The organism is Kluyvera fluvialis, assembly GCF_059725275.1.
The window spans coordinates 823390-840742 of the sequence record NZ_AP046142.1 but is presented as its reverse complement, the minus strand read 5'-3'; the positions used below and the strand labels follow the sequence as shown (position 1 = coordinate 840742).

At 51.3% G+C, this 17353-nt stretch carries 14 protein-coding genes and 1 tRNA gene; 8 read left to right on the top strand and 7 right to left on the bottom strand.

The annotated features are described in order from the left end of the window. Positions 1 to 20: 20 nt before the first annotated feature. Genes AC6I4B_RS04055 through trmB form a run of 3 tightly spaced genes read right to left on the bottom strand, consistent with a single transcriptional unit; the run spans position 21 to position 1839 of the window. On the bottom strand, positions 21 to 740 hold the full coding sequence (locus tag AC6I4B_RS04055; RefSeq protein WP_497769799.1) for a YggN family protein: 720 nt from the start codon (positions 738 to 740) through the stop codon (positions 21 to 23). Between the two features lie 52 nt (positions 741 to 792). Beyond that, on the bottom strand, positions 793 to 1119 hold the full coding sequence (locus AC6I4B_RS04050) for a YggL family protein (RefSeq protein ID WP_497769797.1): 327 nt from the start codon (positions 1117 to 1119) through the stop codon (positions 793 to 795). After that, positions 1120 to 1839 carry a tRNA (guanosine(46)-N7)-methyltransferase TrmB gene (trmB, locus tag AC6I4B_RS04045; RefSeq protein ID WP_497769796.1) on the bottom strand — a complete coding sequence of 240 codons (720 nt, stop codon included), beginning with the start codon at positions 1837 to 1839 and terminating at the stop codon, positions 1120 to 1122. Positions 1840 to 1995: 156 nt separating this feature from the next. Here trmB and mutY point away from each other — a divergent pair, with 156 nt between their 5' ends. The 4 genes from mutY to AC6I4B_RS04025 all read left to right on the top strand — a co-directional run bounded on the left by mutY (position 1996) and on the right by AC6I4B_RS04025 (position 5955). After that, entirely contained in the window at positions 1996 to 3048 is a 1053-nt protein-coding gene (gene mutY / locus AC6I4B_RS04040; RefSeq protein WP_497769794.1) for an A/G-specific adenine glycosylase, read from the top strand. A 26-nt stretch (positions 3049 to 3074) separates the two neighbouring features. Beyond that, a complete protein-coding gene (locus AC6I4B_RS04035; RefSeq protein ID WP_497769793.1) occupies positions 3075 to 3350 on the top strand; it encodes an oxidative damage protection protein in 276 nt (91 codons plus the stop codon). 49 nt (positions 3351 to 3399) lie between these two features. Beyond that, complete coding sequence (mltC, locus tag AC6I4B_RS04030; protein ID WP_497771931.1) at positions 3400 to 4482, top strand: membrane-bound lytic murein transglycosylase MltC; 1083 nt, start codon at positions 3400 to 3402, stop codon at positions 4480 to 4482. A gap of 216 nt (positions 4483 to 4698) precedes the next feature. Continuing rightward, the gene (locus AC6I4B_RS04025) at positions 4699 to 5955 is read left to right on the top strand and encodes a nucleoside permease (protein ID WP_497769791.1); all 1257 of its coding nucleotides are present in this window, start codon (positions 4699 to 4701) and stop codon (positions 5953 to 5955) included. A 94-nt stretch (positions 5956 to 6049) separates the two neighbouring features. Here the strand turns inward: AC6I4B_RS04025 and AC6I4B_RS04020 are convergent, their stop codons facing one another. Next, entirely contained in the window at positions 6050 to 8185 is a 2136-nt protein-coding gene (locus AC6I4B_RS04020) for an ornithine decarboxylase (RefSeq protein WP_497769790.1), read from the bottom strand. A gap of 597 nt (positions 8186 to 8782) precedes the next feature. On the opposite strand from AC6I4B_RS04020, the gene AC6I4B_RS04015 reads away from it, so the two are divergent. The 4 genes from AC6I4B_RS04015 to AC6I4B_RS04000 all read left to right on the top strand — a co-directional run bounded on the left by AC6I4B_RS04015 (position 8783) and on the right by AC6I4B_RS04000 (position 14267). Next, positions 8783 to 8858, top strand: a tRNA-Phe gene (locus AC6I4B_RS04015). A 405-nt stretch (positions 8859 to 9263) separates the two neighbouring features. Further along, positions 9264 to 10586, top strand: a complete 1323-nt coding sequence (locus AC6I4B_RS04010) for an SrfA family protein (protein WP_497769788.1) — start codon at positions 9264 to 9266, stop codon at positions 10584 to 10586. A 4-nt stretch (positions 10587 to 10590) separates the two neighbouring features. Further along, a complete protein-coding gene (locus tag AC6I4B_RS04005) occupies positions 10591 to 13545 on the top strand; it encodes a virulence factor SrfB (RefSeq protein WP_497769787.1) in 2955 nt (984 codons plus the stop codon). After that, on the top strand, positions 13542 to 14267 hold the full coding sequence (locus AC6I4B_RS04000) for a virulence factor SrfC family protein (RefSeq protein ID WP_497769785.1): 726 nt from the start codon (positions 13542 to 13544) through the stop codon (positions 14265 to 14267). The genes AC6I4B_RS04005 and AC6I4B_RS04000 overlap by 4 nt, the downstream gene beginning before the upstream one ends. A 150-nt stretch (positions 14268 to 14417) precedes the next feature. Here the strand turns inward: AC6I4B_RS04000 and AC6I4B_RS03995 are convergent, their stop codons facing one another. From AC6I4B_RS03995 to fliQ, 3 genes are all read right to left on the bottom strand, one after another. Next, positions 14418 to 16079: a methyl-accepting chemotaxis protein gene (locus tag AC6I4B_RS03995; protein ID WP_497769783.1), complete on the bottom strand. Its 1662-nt coding sequence runs from the start codon at positions 16077 to 16079 to the stop codon at positions 14418 to 14420. A 213-nt stretch (positions 16080 to 16292) separates the two neighbouring features. After that, a complete protein-coding gene (fliR, locus tag AC6I4B_RS03990) occupies positions 16293 to 17069 on the bottom strand; it encodes a flagellar biosynthetic protein FliR (RefSeq protein WP_497769782.1) in 777 nt (258 codons plus the stop codon). A gap of 2 nt (positions 17070 to 17071) precedes the next feature. Continuing rightward, positions 17072 to 17341 carry a flagellar biosynthesis protein FliQ gene (gene fliQ, locus AC6I4B_RS03985; RefSeq protein WP_497769780.1) on the bottom strand — a complete coding sequence of 90 codons (270 nt, stop codon included), beginning with the start codon at positions 17339 to 17341 and terminating at the stop codon, positions 17072 to 17074. Positions 17342 to 17353: the final 12 nt, after the last annotated feature.

The window sequence follows — 17353 nt, the reverse complement described above, 5'->3', positions numbered from 1 at the left end:
TAGCGACCGGGCAAAACAAATTATTTCAGTGTGCTGACCAGCGCTTTGCGGCTGTCTTCCAGCGACACTACGCGGTTACAGACATCTTTCCCAAAGGCCTGGAAATCAGCCTCCTGGTTTTTCCACTCGTTCTGGATAGCCGTTTGCAGGCCACCCAAACTGCCCAGCACACCCTGCAATGGGTTGCCGCCGCCTTTCAGCACCGCTTTCGCCCCCATTTCATTAATGCTGTCCTGGAGAATGCCGCCCATCGCCTGGTTGACCAACTGCTGGCCGTCGGCGCGAACCTGGTCGATAGCTTTATAGTGGAAAGTCAGGCCATCGCTACGATGCTCAATAATGCGGTTCATCTGCGTTTTGAGCTGGGCATCAAGCTTGGTCAGGCGACCGCGCATATTGCTGTTTTCACCCACCTCTTTGGCAATGATTTTATCTAACGCGACGCGGCCTTTCTCGACGCGGCTCAGTGCGCCCTGGTCAATCCACGGCAACGCGCTACGCAGTTCAGCCTGGTAATCTTTAGCCTGCTCGCGCTGCGCGGCGGTGAGCGTGTAGGCTTTACCGTTAAAAGTGACATCGCCATTGGGGGTGATAATGAGATTGCCGTTTTCGCCTTTCACCTGCACGGTTTGCGGGTTAAGTACCACGTCATCGCGCGGCGTAACGCTGCACTGGTAATCTGCATGGGCGGCCATCGCCGTGAATGTGAGAGCTGCCGCCAGCAGCGTTTTACGCATCATAACTTTCCCTCAAGACAAATCGGGCCAGCAAATGCTGGCCCCGGATGCTTAATTAGTCCCACCAAACGTCGAAAAGTTCGCTGGTGCGGACTTCTTCGAATTTGCGGTCTTCAAGCCATTTACGTACCAGAGCCTGATGTTCCTCAGTGCACTTACCAATTTCCTGGGTGCAAATCAGCCCTTCCCATGCCAGATAGCCACTGCCGTCGAAGGCCAGTTTGTTCGGCTCGATCACTTCGTCGATAAACTGATCGACCAGGCTATCTACCTGCTCTGCACTAGTACCTTCAGGGAAACGCCACGCAACGGAGAAGCCGATTTCCTGAAACTCATCGATGTGCATTTTTTTACGCAAACGACGGCTACGATTCTTTGCCATTTATTTCACCCTCTCGAACATTAAGTCCCATACGCCGTGGCCAAGACGATGACCACGCTGTTCAAATTTGGTTACCGGGCGCGATTCTGGGCGCGGTACGTAATCTTTACTCTCAGACAGGTTCTGATACCCGTCAATGGAAGACATCACTTCCAGCATGTGTTCGGCATAGGCTTCCCAGTCGGTTGCCATGTGGAACACGCCGCCCAGCTTCAGCTTGCTTTTCACCAGCTCGGCAAACGGTACCTGAACGATACGGCGTTTATTATGACGCGCTTTGTGCCACGGGTCAGGGAAAAAGAGCTGCACCATGTTCAGGGAGTTGTCGGGGATCATCTTGTGCAGCACTTCTACCGCATCGTGGCACATCACGCGCAGGTTATCGACGCCCTCTTCATGCGCCGATGCCAGGCACGCGCCGACGCCCGGTGAGTGCACTTCAATGCCGAGGAAGTTTTGCTCCGGACGGGCTTTTGCCATCGCCACCAGCGAAGCGCCCATCCCAAAACCGATTTCCAGCGTAACCGGTGCGTCGCGACCAAACAGGTCGCCAAAATCGACAGGTTCTTCGCTGAACTCAACGCCCATCACCGGCCAGTAGTTTTCCAGCGCGTGTTCCTGCCCTTTAGTCAGCCGCCCCTGGCGACGAACAAAGCTACGAATGCGGCGCAGCGGGCGGCCGTTTTCATCAAATTCCGGTGAAATGACGTCGTTTTTCATAAAAATTAAGTCTGCTTGTGAGAGTGTTCGGGAAACGGGCATTATCCAAAGTTAGTTGCCGGATGCAAGCACCGGAAAGTTCCTGTTTACAGCATAGTGTCGCTGTGCTGCAATTTGTGCCCCAAATAGCACGATAGCGGAATCCCTGCCTTGACCATGCAAGCCTCTCAATTTTCAGCCCAGGTGCTGGAGTGGTACGACAAATACGGGCGCAAAACACTGCCCTGGCAAATTGAAAAGACGCCTTACAAAGTATGGCTGTCTGAGGTGATGTTGCAACAAACGCAGGTTGCCACAGTTATCCCTTATTTTGAGCGGTTTATGTCACGCTTTCCGACGGTGACCGATTTAGCCAACGCCCCGCTTGATGACGTGCTACATCTGTGGACGGGCCTCGGTTACTACGCCCGTGCGCGTAACCTGCACAAAGCAGCGCAACAGGTAGCCACACTGCATCACGGGCGTTTCCCGGAAACCTTCGAAGAAGTGGCGGCGATGCCCGGCGTGGGCCGCTCGACCGCAGGCGCGATTTTGTCATTATCGCTCGGCAAGCATTTTCCGATCCTCGACGGTAACGTGAAGCGTGTGCTGGCGCGTTGCTACGCGGTAGGCGGTTGGCCGGGGAAAAAAGAGGTCGAAAAACGGCTGTGGGAATTGAGCGAGCAAGTCACGCCCGCCCTCGGCGTTTCGCGCTTTAACCAGGCGATGATGGATTTAGGCGCGATGGTCTGCACCCGCTCTAAACCTAAGTGCTCGCTGTGCCCGCTGGAAAATGGCTGTCTGGCCACCGCCGACGGCAGTTGGGCGCAGTATCCGGGTAAAAAGCCGAAGCAGACTATCCCAGAACGTACCGGTTATTTTCTGCTGATGCAGCATGACCGCGAGGTGTTTTTACAGCAGCGTCCGCCAAGCGGCCTGTGGGGCGGTCTATACTGTTTCCCGCAGTTCAGCACGGAACAGGAGCTGCGTGAGTGGCTGGCGGCGCGCCAAATCCCTGCTGATACGCTGAGCCAACTTACCGCGTTTCGCCACACTTTCAGCCATTTCCATCTGGACATTGTGCCAATGTGGCTTACTGTGTCCTCATTCACGTCATGCATGGATGAAGGCAGCGCTCTCTGGTATAACTTAGCCCAGCCGCCCTCCGTGGGGTTGGCCGCACCGGTTGAGCGCCTGTTGCAGCAGTTACGCGCCGATTCACTCGTTTAACGAGCGGCGAAATAAGAGGATTGATTATGAGCAGAACGATTTTTTGTACTTTCCTGCAACAAGACGCCGAAGGGCAGGATTTCCAGCTTTATCCCGGTGAACTGGGTAAACGCATTTATAACGAGATCTCAAAAGAGGCCTGGAAGCAGTGGCAGCACAAGCAGACCATGCTCATCAATGAAAAGAAACTCAATATGATGAACCCAGAACACCGCAAACTTCTGGAAGAGGAAATGGTCAATTTCCTGTTTGAAGGCAAAGATGTGCACATTGAAGGCTACACTCCGCCTGAAAAACAGTAAGGGCTTCGCGGCCCTTTAAGACAACAAAACAACACGCGCTCCCGGAATGATGAAAAAATTATTTGCTCTGGCGCTGATTGCGCCCTTGCTTGTCTCCTGCTCTGGCTCGAACAAAAAAGGCGTTGCCTATAACGAAGCCTGGGAAAAAGACACCAACGGTTTTGATATTTTGATGGGGCAATTTGCCCATAACATCGAAAATATCTGGGGCTTTAACGAAGTGCTGATTGCCGGCCCGAAGGATTACGTTAAGTACACCGACGGCTATCAAACCCGCAGCCACATTAACTTCGACGACGGTACTATCACCGTTGAAACCATCGCTGGTACTGACCCCGCCCCACGCCTGCGCCAGGCCATCATCACCACGCTATTAATGGGTGACGATCCCGGCTCGGTTGACCTCTATTCCGACGTCGATGATATCCAGATTTCCAAAGAGCCGTTCCTGTACGGCCAGGTGGTCGATAACCACGGTGAAGCCATTCGCTGGCAGTGGCGCGCCGCGCGCTTTGCCGACTACCTGCTGCAAACGCGGATGAAAAAACGCAGCAGCGGTATCCACGTGATTTACAGCGTGACCATTAATCTGGTGCCGAACCACCTTGATAAACGTGCGCATAAATACCTGGGCATGGTGCGCCAGGCCTCGCGGAAATATGGCGTTGACGAGTCGCTGATTCTGGCGATTATGCAAACCGAATCGTCCTTTAACCCGTATGCAGTTAGCCGTTCCGACGCACTGGGGCTGATGCAGGTGGTGCAGCACAGCGCCGGAAAAGATGTGTTCCGCTCGCAGGGTAAATCCGGTACACCGAGCCGCAGCTTCCTGTTCGACCCCGCCAATAACATTGATACCGGCACGGCTTATCTGGCGATGCTGAGCAACGTGTATCTGGGGGGCATCGACAACCCAACGTCGCGTCGTTATGCGGTGATTACCGCCTATAACGGTGGCGCGGGTAGCGTGCTGCGCGTGTTCTCCAACGACAAAGTTCAGGCCGCCAATATCATCAATAGCATGGCTCCGGGTGATGTTTATACCGCGCTGACCACTCGCCATCCATCGGCGGAATCTCGTCGTTATCTGTATAAAGTTAACACCGCGCAAAAAAGCTACCGTCGTAAATAATTTCACATTTCGCCGCCCTTCTTCTGAGGGGCGGCTTCCCCGCTTTTGATAAAAACGTTACACGTATCACCCTTTGCGATTGCAATTACATAATGATTGCAGATTTATGTCGCAGTTAACAAAAACCCATCACTACGGCTGATAGAATCGCCTCAAATTGGAGCCAAAAATGTTCCGATAAAAACACCAATCCGTCATTTTTGTGAGGAAATTAACATGAACCTTAAACTGCAACTGAAAATACTCTCTTTTCTGCAGTTCTGTTTGTGGGGGAGCTGGCTGACAACGCTAGGCTCGTATATGTTTGTTACCCTCAAATTTGACGGGGCATCCATTGGCGCAGTTTATAGCTCATTAGGCATCGCAGCGGTCTTTATGCCGACGTTGCTCGGTATCGTGGCGGATAAATGGATCAGCGCTAAATGGGTTTACGCCTTCTGCCATCTGGTCGGCGCGGGGACGCTATTTATGGCCGCCCAGGTCAGCACGCCAGGGGCGATGTTTATGGTGATTCTTCTGAACTCGCTGGCCTATATGCCAACGCTTGGGCTGATTAACACCATCTCCTACTACCGCATAAAATCGGCGGGAATGGACATCGTGACCGATTTCCCACCGATTCGTATTTGGGGCACTATCGGCTTTATTCTGGCGATGTGGGCCGTGAGTTTCTCCGGCTTCGAACTGAGCCATATGCAGCTCTATATTGGCGCCGCGCTGTCTATCGTGCTGGTGCTGTTCACCCTGACGCTGCCGCATATTCCGGTGTCTAACCAGCAGCAAAAGCAGAGCTGGAGCAGTATGCTGGGGCTGGATGCGTTCGCGCTGTTTAAAAACAAACGCATGGCTATCTTCTTTATCTTCTCGATGATGCTCGGCGCAGAACTGCAAATTACCAATATGTTCGGCAACACCTTCCTGCACAGCTTCGATAAAGACCCGCTGTTTGCCACCAGCTTTATTGTGCAACACGCCTCGGTGATGATGTCGATTTCACAAATCTCTGAAACGCTATTCATCCTGACGATTCCGTTCTTCTTAAGCCGCTATGGCATCAAAAATGTGATGCTGATTAGTATCTTCGCCTGGATGCTGCGCTTTGGTCTGTTTGCCTATGGCGACCCAACGCCGTTTGGCACCGTACTGCTGGTGCTGTCGATGATTGTCTACGGCTGCGCCTTCGACTTCTTTAACATCTCCGGTTCGGTGTTTGTGGAAAAAGAAGTTAACCCGGCGATTCGTGCCAGCGCGCAGGGCATGTTCCTGATGATGACTAACGGTTTCGGCTGCATTCTTGGCGGGATGGCGAGCGGGAAAGTGGTTGAGATGTACACCGTTGACGGCATTACCAACTGGCAGAATGTGTGGCTGATTTTCGCCGCCTACTCACTGCTGCTGGCGGTCGCTTTCGTGGCGCTGTTTAAGTATAAACATGTGCGTAGCGAAAACACCGCACAAGCTGTTGCACACTGATCGATCCCATCCGGCTTCATTTGAAGCCGGATGGCGTTAACGCTTACCTCGCCTACCCATTCAACGGGTAGGCTAGCGCCCTCAGCATTACCGATTATTTCAACACATAGCCAAATAAACGCGCGATGCCATCGGCATCAGTTTCGCTGTACACGCCCTGTAATTCCGGTGAGAAGCCCGGTAACAGATTAACGCCCTCTTCCAGCGCGAGGAAATAGCGCAGCACCGCGCCGCCCCACACTTCACCCGGAACAACGCACAGCACGCCCGGCGGGTACGGCAACGCACCTTCTGCGGCAATTCGCCCTTCGGCTTCGCTAATGCGCACCAGCTCCACGTTGCCACGGATAAATTCGCGGTTGGCGTCTTGCGGGTTCATCACCACCGGCGGCAGGCTCTCTTTACGGAACATCGCTTTTTGCAGGTCTTTGACGGCAAAACTGACGTACAGGTCGTGCATTTCCTGGCATAGCTCGCGCAAGGTGTAATCACGGTAGCGCACCGGATATTTTTGGTACACCGTCGGCAGCACATCGGCGAGCGGCGTGTCGTCCTCAATGTGCTGCTCAAACTGCGCCAGCATCGCCACCAGTTGCGCCATTTTTTGCGCATTCTCTGCCGGAGTGAGCAAAAACAGGATCGAGTTGAGATCGCATTTTTCCGGCACGATCCCGTTCTCACGTAGATAATGCGCCAGAATCGTCGCCGGAATACCAAACTCGCTGTACTTTCCGGTTTCGGCATCGATCCCAGGCGTCGTCAGCAGTAATTTGCACGGATCGACAAAATATTGATCCTGAGCGTAGCCGTCAAAGCCGTGCCAACGCGCGCCCGGTTCAAAGCTAAAGAAGCGGCGCTCGCTGGCGATGGTTTTGCTGGCATGAGCCTGCCACGGGCGACCATCGACGATCGGCGGAATAAACGGTTGGATCATATGGCAGTTCGCCAGAATCGCCTTACGCGCTTCGATTCCCAGCTCGACGCATTCAGCCCACAGGCGACGCCCGCTCTCCCCTTCGTGGATTTTGGCGTTGATATCCAGCGCGGCAAATAGCGGGTAAAACGGGCTGGTAGAGGCGTGCAGCATAAACGCATTATTCAGCCGTTTGTGCGGGCAAAAACGCGCCTGGCCGCGAATATGGTTATCTTTTTTGTGGATCTGCGAAGTCTGCGAGAATCCGGCCTGCTGTTTGTGAACCGACTGAGTGACAAAAATGCCCGGATCGTTTTCGTTAAGATGTAGCAGCAGCGGCGAAGTGTCGGCCATCATGTCGATAAACTGTTCATAGCCTACCCACGCCGAGTCAAACAGGATGTAGTCACACAGATGGCCGATTTTATCCACCACCTGGCGTGCGTTATAAATCGTGCCGTCATAAGTCCCAAGCTGGATCACCGCCAGACGGAACGGGCGCGCTGCATCGGCTTTCTGTGGCGCGACCTCGCGAATCGCATCGCGCAGGTAGCGCTCATCAAAACAGTGCTCATCAATGCCGCCGATAAAGCCAAATGGGTTGCGCGCCGCCTCCAGATACACCGGCGTCGCCCCTGCCTGAATCAGCGCACCGTGATGGTTCGATTTATGGTTATTACGGTCGAACAATACCAGGTCGCCGCGCGTCAGCAGCGCATTGGTAACGACTTTGTTCGCCGCCGAAGTGCCGTTGAGCACAAAATAGGTTTTATCGGCGTTGAACACCTTTGCGGCAAATTTCTGGGCGTGTTTGGCAGAGCCTTCGTGAATCAATAAATCGCCCAATTTGACGTCGGCATTACACATGTCGGCGCGAAAAACGTTCTCGCCAAAGAAATCATAAAACTGGCGGCCCGCTGGGTGCTTTTTAAAGAAAGCGCCGTGCTGATGTCCGGGACACGCAAAGGTGCTGTGGCCCATCTCGACATACTGGCTGAGGGTGTTAAAAAACGGCGGCAGCAGGGTTTCTTCATAGTTACAGGCGGCGGCTTCCAGCTCCAGCCACTCCTGCTCTTTGCCGCCAATCACCGCCTCTACGCCTTCCGGCACGTCAATGTCGTCCGTTGCCAGCACAAACACCGGCAGGTTAAAACCGGTGCGTTTAAGCAGCGCCAGAATGCCGCTATGGCTGTCGGCCACCGTAATGACAACTGCCGCTACATCGGTAAAGTCGGTGCTGTCCAGCGCCACGACACGGCGATGGCTGGAAAGACAAGAAACCAGTTCACGACTGGCAGCAATGTTCAGTGATTTCATAAGCGCAGCGACCCGCAAAGGGAGAGTAAAAGCCCTGGGCAAAGCGCCTGGCTTTACCCCATAAAGCGTCTGGGTGCAACAGGGTTACAGCTCCGATTGCCAGACATCAGTAAAAGCAGACACGGTCTAATCTTACTGTTGTCCTACAGTGAGCGGGCGTTGCCTTCACCGCATGGCGGGCGAGGAGGAATTGGCAGACTTTCGCCAGCGGGCGAAGCGGCATTGGCGATGTAATGGCAATGTTGTCATTGCAGGCTGCCCTATCAGAAAGGAGAAAATTCGCGCAATCATGGCAGTTTTCGCCAGAGGGTGCAAGACGAATGCATAATGCATAAAAAACGGGGCAATCGCCTTTAAACCGGCCAATTAATCATAATCATGCAATTTTTATGGATAGATAGTAGAACATACAATGACAAGCGGCTGTTTTATGCAGGCCATCTGGCGGCATGGCGATGCTGTTCCCCCCACACCACGGTGATTTTCGCCTGGAGCGGCGTGCAAAACAGGCAAAGTGGTGATAGATTGTTCAACTCGCAGCAAATTTTATAAATTTCGTTGACGAAGCGAGGCGATTACGGTTTAATGCGCCCCGTTGCCCGGATAGCTCAGTCGGTAGAGCAGGGGATTGAAAATCCCCGTGTCCTTGGTTCGATTCCGAGTCCGGGCACCACTAATTTAAAGAAACCAGCCTACGGGCTGGTTTTTTGCTTTCTGGGTTCGGTAGATTTCCGCTCGTTCTGAGCATAGATATCACCGCCCTGTCTTTACCATCCAGTCTGAGTATTTCTCTTTCGCGACATGATGTTTGCCGGTTCTCGATCAGACACCTGTGGCGGGAAGTGAAGTAATGCTAAATACGCAGCTAACTCCTTAAATTCCCTTCGTATTATTAATAATTCTTCATACCAAATAAAAACAATAAATACACTTCATTAAATTTACCATTACATCCCCAGAATTATTTATAGCCATACCCCAATACCCCGCCATAAACGTCAACTATTCGCTAAATAACCCGCCACATATTGATACTAAAAATCAGTAAAATAGCGTTTAAACTAAATTTAAAAGCAGGATGGATACATTGATAAAGCCATTATTGCGTAGCGGGTATCGCGATGATTACCTTGCTCGGGGTGACAGTGGAAGAAAAGTATTTGACTCAGCGCTACAAATTATCGAAACCTTACGCTTACGACAGCAGCAAACGATTCTTCGGCATCTGGCGATCCCTCAGGTCAATACCACCAATAAGCGCATAGACTGGTACGCACCTGAACATGGCGAGGTCGTATCATGGTCTGCCGCAAGCGAAGAACAACAGCAAGGCGCGCTACGCCAGCTGGAAAATTGCCAGAAAGAACTGGCGATATTAAATCGAAAAAGCCAGGAATCTTCGAATAAAGCGGCACAATTATTTACGGCATTACTGTCGCAGATTCTGCATTTTCCCAGCCCTAACCATATTTATCTGGTTAATAACCTGCCGGTTATTACTTTCTGGGGTTTTACGCGCCCGGAAGATATCCACGAAGCGGAAATACTGGAACAACTGCACACCACATTACGGACTGAGCAGCCCGCCGCCGTAATAGAAATAGAAGAGATAAAACAAGAGCCAGAGGTACAGGTAGAACCAACGCCAGAGCCAATCCCTCAACCTGAGGAGCCTATCCACATCCCAACTCCGCCGCCTGTGCAGGAGGAGCCTCAACCAGTGCAAACCACGGTTGAAGTGGCAGAAAAACCCGAGGTTGCTCCAGCATCGGGTTCTCGTCGGCGCTATATGTTATTTGCGATGGCATTCGTTTGTGCCGCCATTGTTGCCAGCCCGTACATTTTCAACGCCACACAGTCTGCTCTGGTGCCAAATGCCCCAGATGCCCCGGTGGTCGTTAAAAAAACCGTCGTGAAAAAAGCCGCCGTGACTCCGCCCTTTGTAGAAACGCTTCCTCTTCAGCGCGCGCAGGTTGTCAAGCCTCCCGCCCCCGTAACGCCGGTTGCCGTGACGGTTGAGAAAGATATGCTGGTACTGCCTGAAAACTCCGTCAGAGCGGGTTCCATCCGATTTCTTAACGGTAGCTGGCGCGTAAAACCTGCCGCGCACGCTCCGGCAGCCGAGGATTTCCCCATCCTGAACTACGCCATCCACAACGATAAAGGCAAAGCCACCGCCGTTTATCACAAAAACACATGCACGGCGACGCTCAAACTGGGTCTGATGCCTTCCGGCAATTTGTCGATTAAATATCAGAGCCGAGCCAAATGTAATGACGGTTCCCGAATTTCTCTCCCTGAAATTATCTGCCGTCAGGGCCTCAGCGGCCCTGCTGAATGCAGCGGACTCATCGCAGATAAAGCCGATATGCCACTCAATTTCAGGAAGGTAAAAGGGTAATTTTATGTTAATCAATCTTCCCAACGACAAACAAGATGCCACGCTTATCAATAACAGCGGCATCCAGTTCCTGGATTTTGGTTTATCGTTCACCGATGATTCAGCAAATAGCGGTCATTTTGTTCGCCAGTCAACCAATGGGCCGCTGCTGAGACTTGATTACGACATTATTCCCGGCAAATTTACGCTGCCTGATGAGTTGGGCGGTCAACCGGAAATCGTCAGACCGGAAAGTACCTTCACGCTATCTCATTCACTGGATGTCCTGAATAACACATGGCTGCCGTTGCCTTTTCTGCGCCTCAATACCTCCACCCGCTACGGTGCTGGGCCGGATAACTGGGTACGTTTTCACATCCATCGGTTGGACACCCCCGATCGCGCCAATAATACGTTACGCATCAGCCTGGCTTTCGATACTCAAATTCATGAGAGCGACAGCACAATGGCCAAACTGATGCCAACACACGACGATGTGCGCAACGCTACGTCTTTCGGATTAGCCTGGCGCAACGAGGAACTGATTGATTTTCTTGACCAGACCTGGGTTGACGGCTGGCTTCGCGAAACGTTTACTCACTATGCCACCGAGCAGGAAGCGCGTAGCGAAAAAGAGATCAACAATGCCCTTAAAACCTTCGAGTATCAGGCTCATTATCTGAATGTCCTGGAGCTACTCGGTACCCAGCTCACCATCCCAACGATTACGCTCAGCGGCGAAAATATTCAGTCGCCTGCGATCCCGGTGGACCTGATTCTGGACGTCGGCAGCACCCATACCTGCGGTATTCTGATTGAAGATCATGGGCCAGATAATCGTGGGCTGGATCAGTGCATGGAGCTACAAATTCGCTCACTGAGCGAACCGTGTTATGTCAATAACCCCCTGTTCAGCAGCCGCGTCGAGTTTAATGAAGCCAGTTTTGGCAACCCGACGTTCTCGACTGAAAGTGGGCGCGAGCGCGCTTTTGTCTGGCCGTCGATGGTTCGCATTGGTGAGGAAGCGCATAAAATGGCCCTCCTGCGCACCGGCAGCGAAGGGGCTAGCGGGCTATCCAGCCCACGCCGCTATTTGTGGGATAACGCGCCAACCAATCAGGAATGGCGCTTTAGCCAACATACACAAAACAACAGTGATGAACCGCCCGCCATCTCATTACCGCTGATGAGTCTGCTAAACGATAACGGTGAACCGCTGTACCCGCTGCCGCTCCACGAGAGGCTGCCCGTATTTACCCCTTACTACAGCCCTGGCTCGCTCATGACCATGATGCTTAGCGAACTGCTCGCCCAGGCATTAATGCAGATCAATAGCGTTGCCTCTCGTCAGGCAATGGGCCGCAGTAACGCGCCCCGTCAGCTACGTCAACTGATTCTGACTCTCCCTTCCGCAATGCCCGCACCGGAACGCGAGCGTTTTCATCAGCGTATGCAGGAGGCGATTGCGCTGGTCTGGAAAGTGCTTGGCTGGCATCCGCGAGATGATGATTTCACCACCGAGGCCGATACCGCCAAATGTGTTGTCCCCGCGCCGACTATCGCAATGGACTGGGATGAAGCCTCCTGCGGGCAATTAGTTTGGCTTTACCACGAAATACACACGAAATATGCCGGAGAAGCCGCGCTGTTCTTTCGTTCGTTAAGACGCCCGGAAAGGGTTGTGGCAGACAGCCCTCAGCCAAAAGAGTCATTACGAGTTGCCCTCATTGATATCGGCGGGGGGACAATGGATTTGGCGATTACGCAATATACCCTCGACGAAGGCATTGGCAGTAACGTAAAAATCAGCCCTCAACTGCTGTTTCTGGAAGGGTTTAAAAGCGCAGGGGACGATATTCTGCTGGATATTATTCAGCAATATGTCCTGCCCGCGTTACAGGCTTATATGAAACACTGCGGCGTTGATGATGCCGATGGCGTGATGCGACAGCTATTTGGCCAGGCGCGCGGTTCTAACGACCGTAATACGCAGCGCCAACAGGCGACGCTACAGCTGTTTATCCCATTGGGGCTGGCCATTATGAAACGGTGGGAAAAACAGGAGCCGTACGACCATTACCATGTTCTGGTGACGCGTTTTGGTGAGTTGCTCAGCGAAATTCCGGCGGCCAATACTCTCGATTATATTACCAGGGCAGTGCGCGCCAATGCTGGCGGCGTGCGTAATTTCAATATTCTTGATACCCCGATTACCATCGATTTTTCCGCGCTCAATAGCGCCATGCTGACAGAGCAGTTCTCTGTTTCTGCCCCTTTAATGGCGCTATGCGAAGCGGTGGAACATTACTGCTGCGATGTGCTGCTGGTTTCTGGTCGTCCTGGCAGTCTGCCCGGGGTTCAGATGCTGATTCGCCGTCATCAGCCCGTACCGGTTAGCCGGATGGTATGGATGCACCGCTACGCTATCGAGGCGAATTTCCCGCACAATCAGCACGGCAATACCAGCAATATGAAATCCACCGCCTCCACCGGCGCGATGATTTTCCACCTCGCGAGCGGGCTGCGTTTACCGGGGTTCAATTTTAAATCGGCCGATATCCAGGTACGTTCTACGCTGCGCTATCTGGGGGCGATGGATGCCAACAACCGGCTGCCGGACGAAAACGTCTGGTATCACCATTCGCTCACGCCTTCAGGTAACGGCGATCGGTCGGTCACTCCTCATTTCCCGTTACGGGGCGATATCCGTCTTGGTTTCCGACAGTTGGCGAATCCCCGCTGGCCTGCCACCCCACTCTACACGTTGAGAATTACCTCGCCTGAGCTAATGAAAGAAATTGCCGGCGACGGTGTGGTGTATGTCCAGCTAAAACAAAATCGTAATAACATCGGGTTCTCTATCTCTGGAGCCAGGATGCAAAGCGGCAAGAAGATACCTACAGAGTGGCTCAGCCTGACATTAACCACGGCGACCCACAGCCAGTACTGGATTGATACCGGGAGTATATTTAGCAAATGAAATCCGCCCCATTCTCGGCCTCCGCCGGGACGCCGTTAGGTGTTGATATTGATGATGTCGTCCATGTACTACAGGAACACGCTAACCGCCACGGCGAGTTAATCGATGCGTTATTAATCGCACCAGATGACTTACGCCAGTGCTGGCAGCAGCATCAGCAATCTCAGCTGGAGGAAAATGAGCGCGCTCGTTTTAGGCTAAATCTGTTCAATGAGTCACCTCAGCCATCCGCAGAGGAAAACGAAGTGCATTTTGCGCTAAAGGCCTATCAGTGCTGGATTGATCACCTTGAGCGCTGTGCACTCATTACGGTCAACCACGAACCGGAAAGAAGCTGTCGGCAAAAGATTTGTCAGTGGCTCATTGAATTCGCAAACCAACTCGATCTACAGGAGCGCCTAAAAGCGGCGCTTGCGCCTTATCAGCATAATGCGGAGGCCAGCATCTCCTGCGTGTGCTCGGAGCTAAACGAATTTGTCAGTTGGTTGGGATATAAAGACGTGCCACAGGAGCTAAGGCCCAACAGCCGGGTGCAACAAGGTCTGGTCATCTTTTCCCGCGATCCAGAGAAAGACCAGCTCACTTCGCTGAGCCGTCTTGCCGATGAGCCAACCTACAGTAATTTCCCCTATATTGGCGACTGGATCGTGGCCTTATATACCCGCGTACAGGCGCTATCGATGCCGGATGAAGAGCTTCTCACCGGCGTAGACCATCAATAATGTCGAGAGGTATGGCGGGTTAACTCTCGCCATATCATGATGTCATTAACCCAATAACGCTAAACAACAAAAAGGCCAGTCTGTTTCCAGAACTGGCCTTTTATTTTATCTGACAACAATGGAATCTTGCCAAAACCGTTAGATCACAACTTAAAACTCACTCCAGGCACCCTCAGCATCTGCGGAGTCTTTCTTATGGCCATGATCTTTATCCACTTTACCCGACATTGATTTACGGCTTAAATTCAGCTCTCGCGGCGCAATATCGTTACGAGAAACATCGCCGGAATGCAGACGGAACACAGAGACAATATCGTAAAGCCCTTTCGCATTATCATTCATATTACGCGCGATGGTTGAAGATTCTTCGACCATCGTAGCATTCTGCTGAGTGGCATAATCCATCTCGTTAACAGCCGTAGAAATCTGGCCTACGCCGCTGCTCTGCTCCTCAGAGGCCTGGGTAATTTCCTGCATAATGTCACTAACCTGAGTCACCGACGCCACAATCTCTTGCATGGTGCTACCGGCGTTTTCAATCAGCTTGGCGCCATCGTCCACGTTTTCAACCGACTGATTAATCAGCACGCTAATTTCTTTCGCCGCATCAGCACTACGTTTTGCCAGGTTACGCACTTCGGTCGCCACCACGGAGAAACCACGCCCCTGCTCACCCGCTCTTGCGGCTTCAACCGCTGCGTTTAATGCCAGGATATTCGTTTGGTTAGCAATACCGTCGATAACGCTGTTGATCTCGGATATTTTTCTCGCACTCTGAGAGATCTTATCCATTGTGATGACCACATCACCCATAACGCTAGATCCGCTTTCCGCCGTTGATCTGGCTTTATAGGCAAGATCGTTCGCCTGACGAGCGTTTTCCGTGTTGTTAGAAACCGTCGTTTTAATTTCTTCCATGCTGGCAGCCGTTTGTTGCAGAGCACTGGCCTGCTCTTCTGTGCGCGAAGCAAGGTTAATGTTAGCGGAATCGATTTCAGAAGCGTTCAGTTTGATCTCTTCAGAGGTCGTTCTGACCGAGCGAATCATCTGCAACAACGACTGCTGCATTTCTTTCAAGGACTCAAGCATCAGGCCAATTTCATTACGCGCGCCGATATCAATCTCATGATAAAGCTCACCGTTCCCAATTTTATGCAGCGCATCGGAAGTATATTCCAGGCGGTCAAATACGCTTCGTTTAATTATGAGGTAAGATGCGAAAGAAATGGCAACGGCAATAAGCAGGAGAATGGTGGATATGACAAAGTAGACATTCTGTTTACTAGTAAAACCGTCCCCCAGGGTCTTGTCCAGATTACTACTGTAAACGGTGTAAGCGTTAATAGCCTTTTGTACTGCGGATTCATATGCTTCATTATCGAATCCGGTAACAATATAGGAGCGCAGAGATTTAATATTGCCATTATATGTGTCATATAGCGCATTAAATTTCTGCTCTATGACAGCGGCAAGTTCACGTCCCTGTGGATTGGCATCGGGATAGTCACGAAAGTGACCGAGAGACTCTTTAGCTTCAGCCAACGCGTCCTCTAAGACATTAACACTTTCATCAATTATTGCATGAGTAGCGGTGGAGTTATTAGCTAAATAGTTAATTTGCCCACGTATTTGCCCTAAAGTCTCGGATAGCGTGGACAGTTCACGCACGTTGACAGTGACTTTCGCTGATTCATCAAAGGCATTACTTGCGGCGCGCATTGAGACAACAGAATAGGCGAAAATTATAATTATCGAACAACAAAGAACTGCTAGAATCACCTTAATCAGTGTTGATATATTAAACGTTTTCATTATGCTCTCTATAATCTGAACATTCAAATGTGGCCATCCGCCATCTGATAAAATAGCAGACAGATTGTTGTGCCCGTTATGAAATAACAAGCGAAGTAGTGTTGATAATATTATCTAGTTTAGCATAGTTAAAAACAAACCTTTTCCACCAAGTCAATTCCTCCAATAGCCGACAATTATAACGCCTAATATTAGTATCGATTACTCCTGACCCTATAGCTGCATCAAGATGTATGATAAATTTTCAAAACTTGTTCTCATCATTCGTTCAAAGAAGGGGGCCAGCGTATACATGATAAGTGACAACGCGAACATTCCGACGGTTAACGTAAGAGGGAAGCCGATAACAAAAATAGACAGTTGCGGTGTCAGACGATTCAGCAGTCCCAGGGTAAAGTTAATCGCTAATAGCAAAGTCACAATAGGTAAACCAAGCATCAGACCGCAGTAGAAAATAATGTTGGCATTTTGCAGGATAGACCAGAAACCATTCGCCTGAAACGGCAGCGTATTAATAGGTAAGACCGTAAAACTATTCATCAGGGTTTCAAGCAACCACAGATGCCCATTGAATGTCAGGAACAATAAGGTGACTAACAAATTCAAAATGCGAGCGATTACCGGCATATTCTCGCCGCCACTGGGATCAAAGAATGTCGCAAAAGATAGCCCCATCTGTAAACCAATCACTTCGCCTGCGGTACGCACTGCCACAAAAATGAGCTGTAGAGTAAGCCCCATGGCACTACCGATGATGATTTGCCGGGCGCACAGCCATATCCCATCATAGGAAAAGATTTCCACATTTACGCTGGGTAGGTTCTGGCCAATTAAAAATGCAATAAAGAGTGAAAGACCTATTTTTACTTTTTTTCCTATATTCTTCTCACTGAATATCGGCGCAGTACTAAACAGTGCCAGAATTCGTAGTGTAGGCCAAAAATAGTGTCCAATCTGTTCATAAAGACTGACAATCGATAAGCTCAGCATGACTATCCGATAACATTCGGTAAGTTAGTGAATAATGTTCTCATATAATCGAGGATTAAATTAAGCATCCAGGGGCCAATGGTAATCACCACCACCACTATCGACAGCACTTTCGGTATAAATGACAGCGTCATTTCATTGAGCTGTGTTGATGCCTGCAGAATGCTTATCAGCAACCCGGTGAACAGCGCCGCCAGCAACAAAGGTGCGGCCATCATCAGGCCAATTTTAATCGCCTGAAAACCCATCGCCATTACACTTTCTGGTGTCATTATGTATTCCGC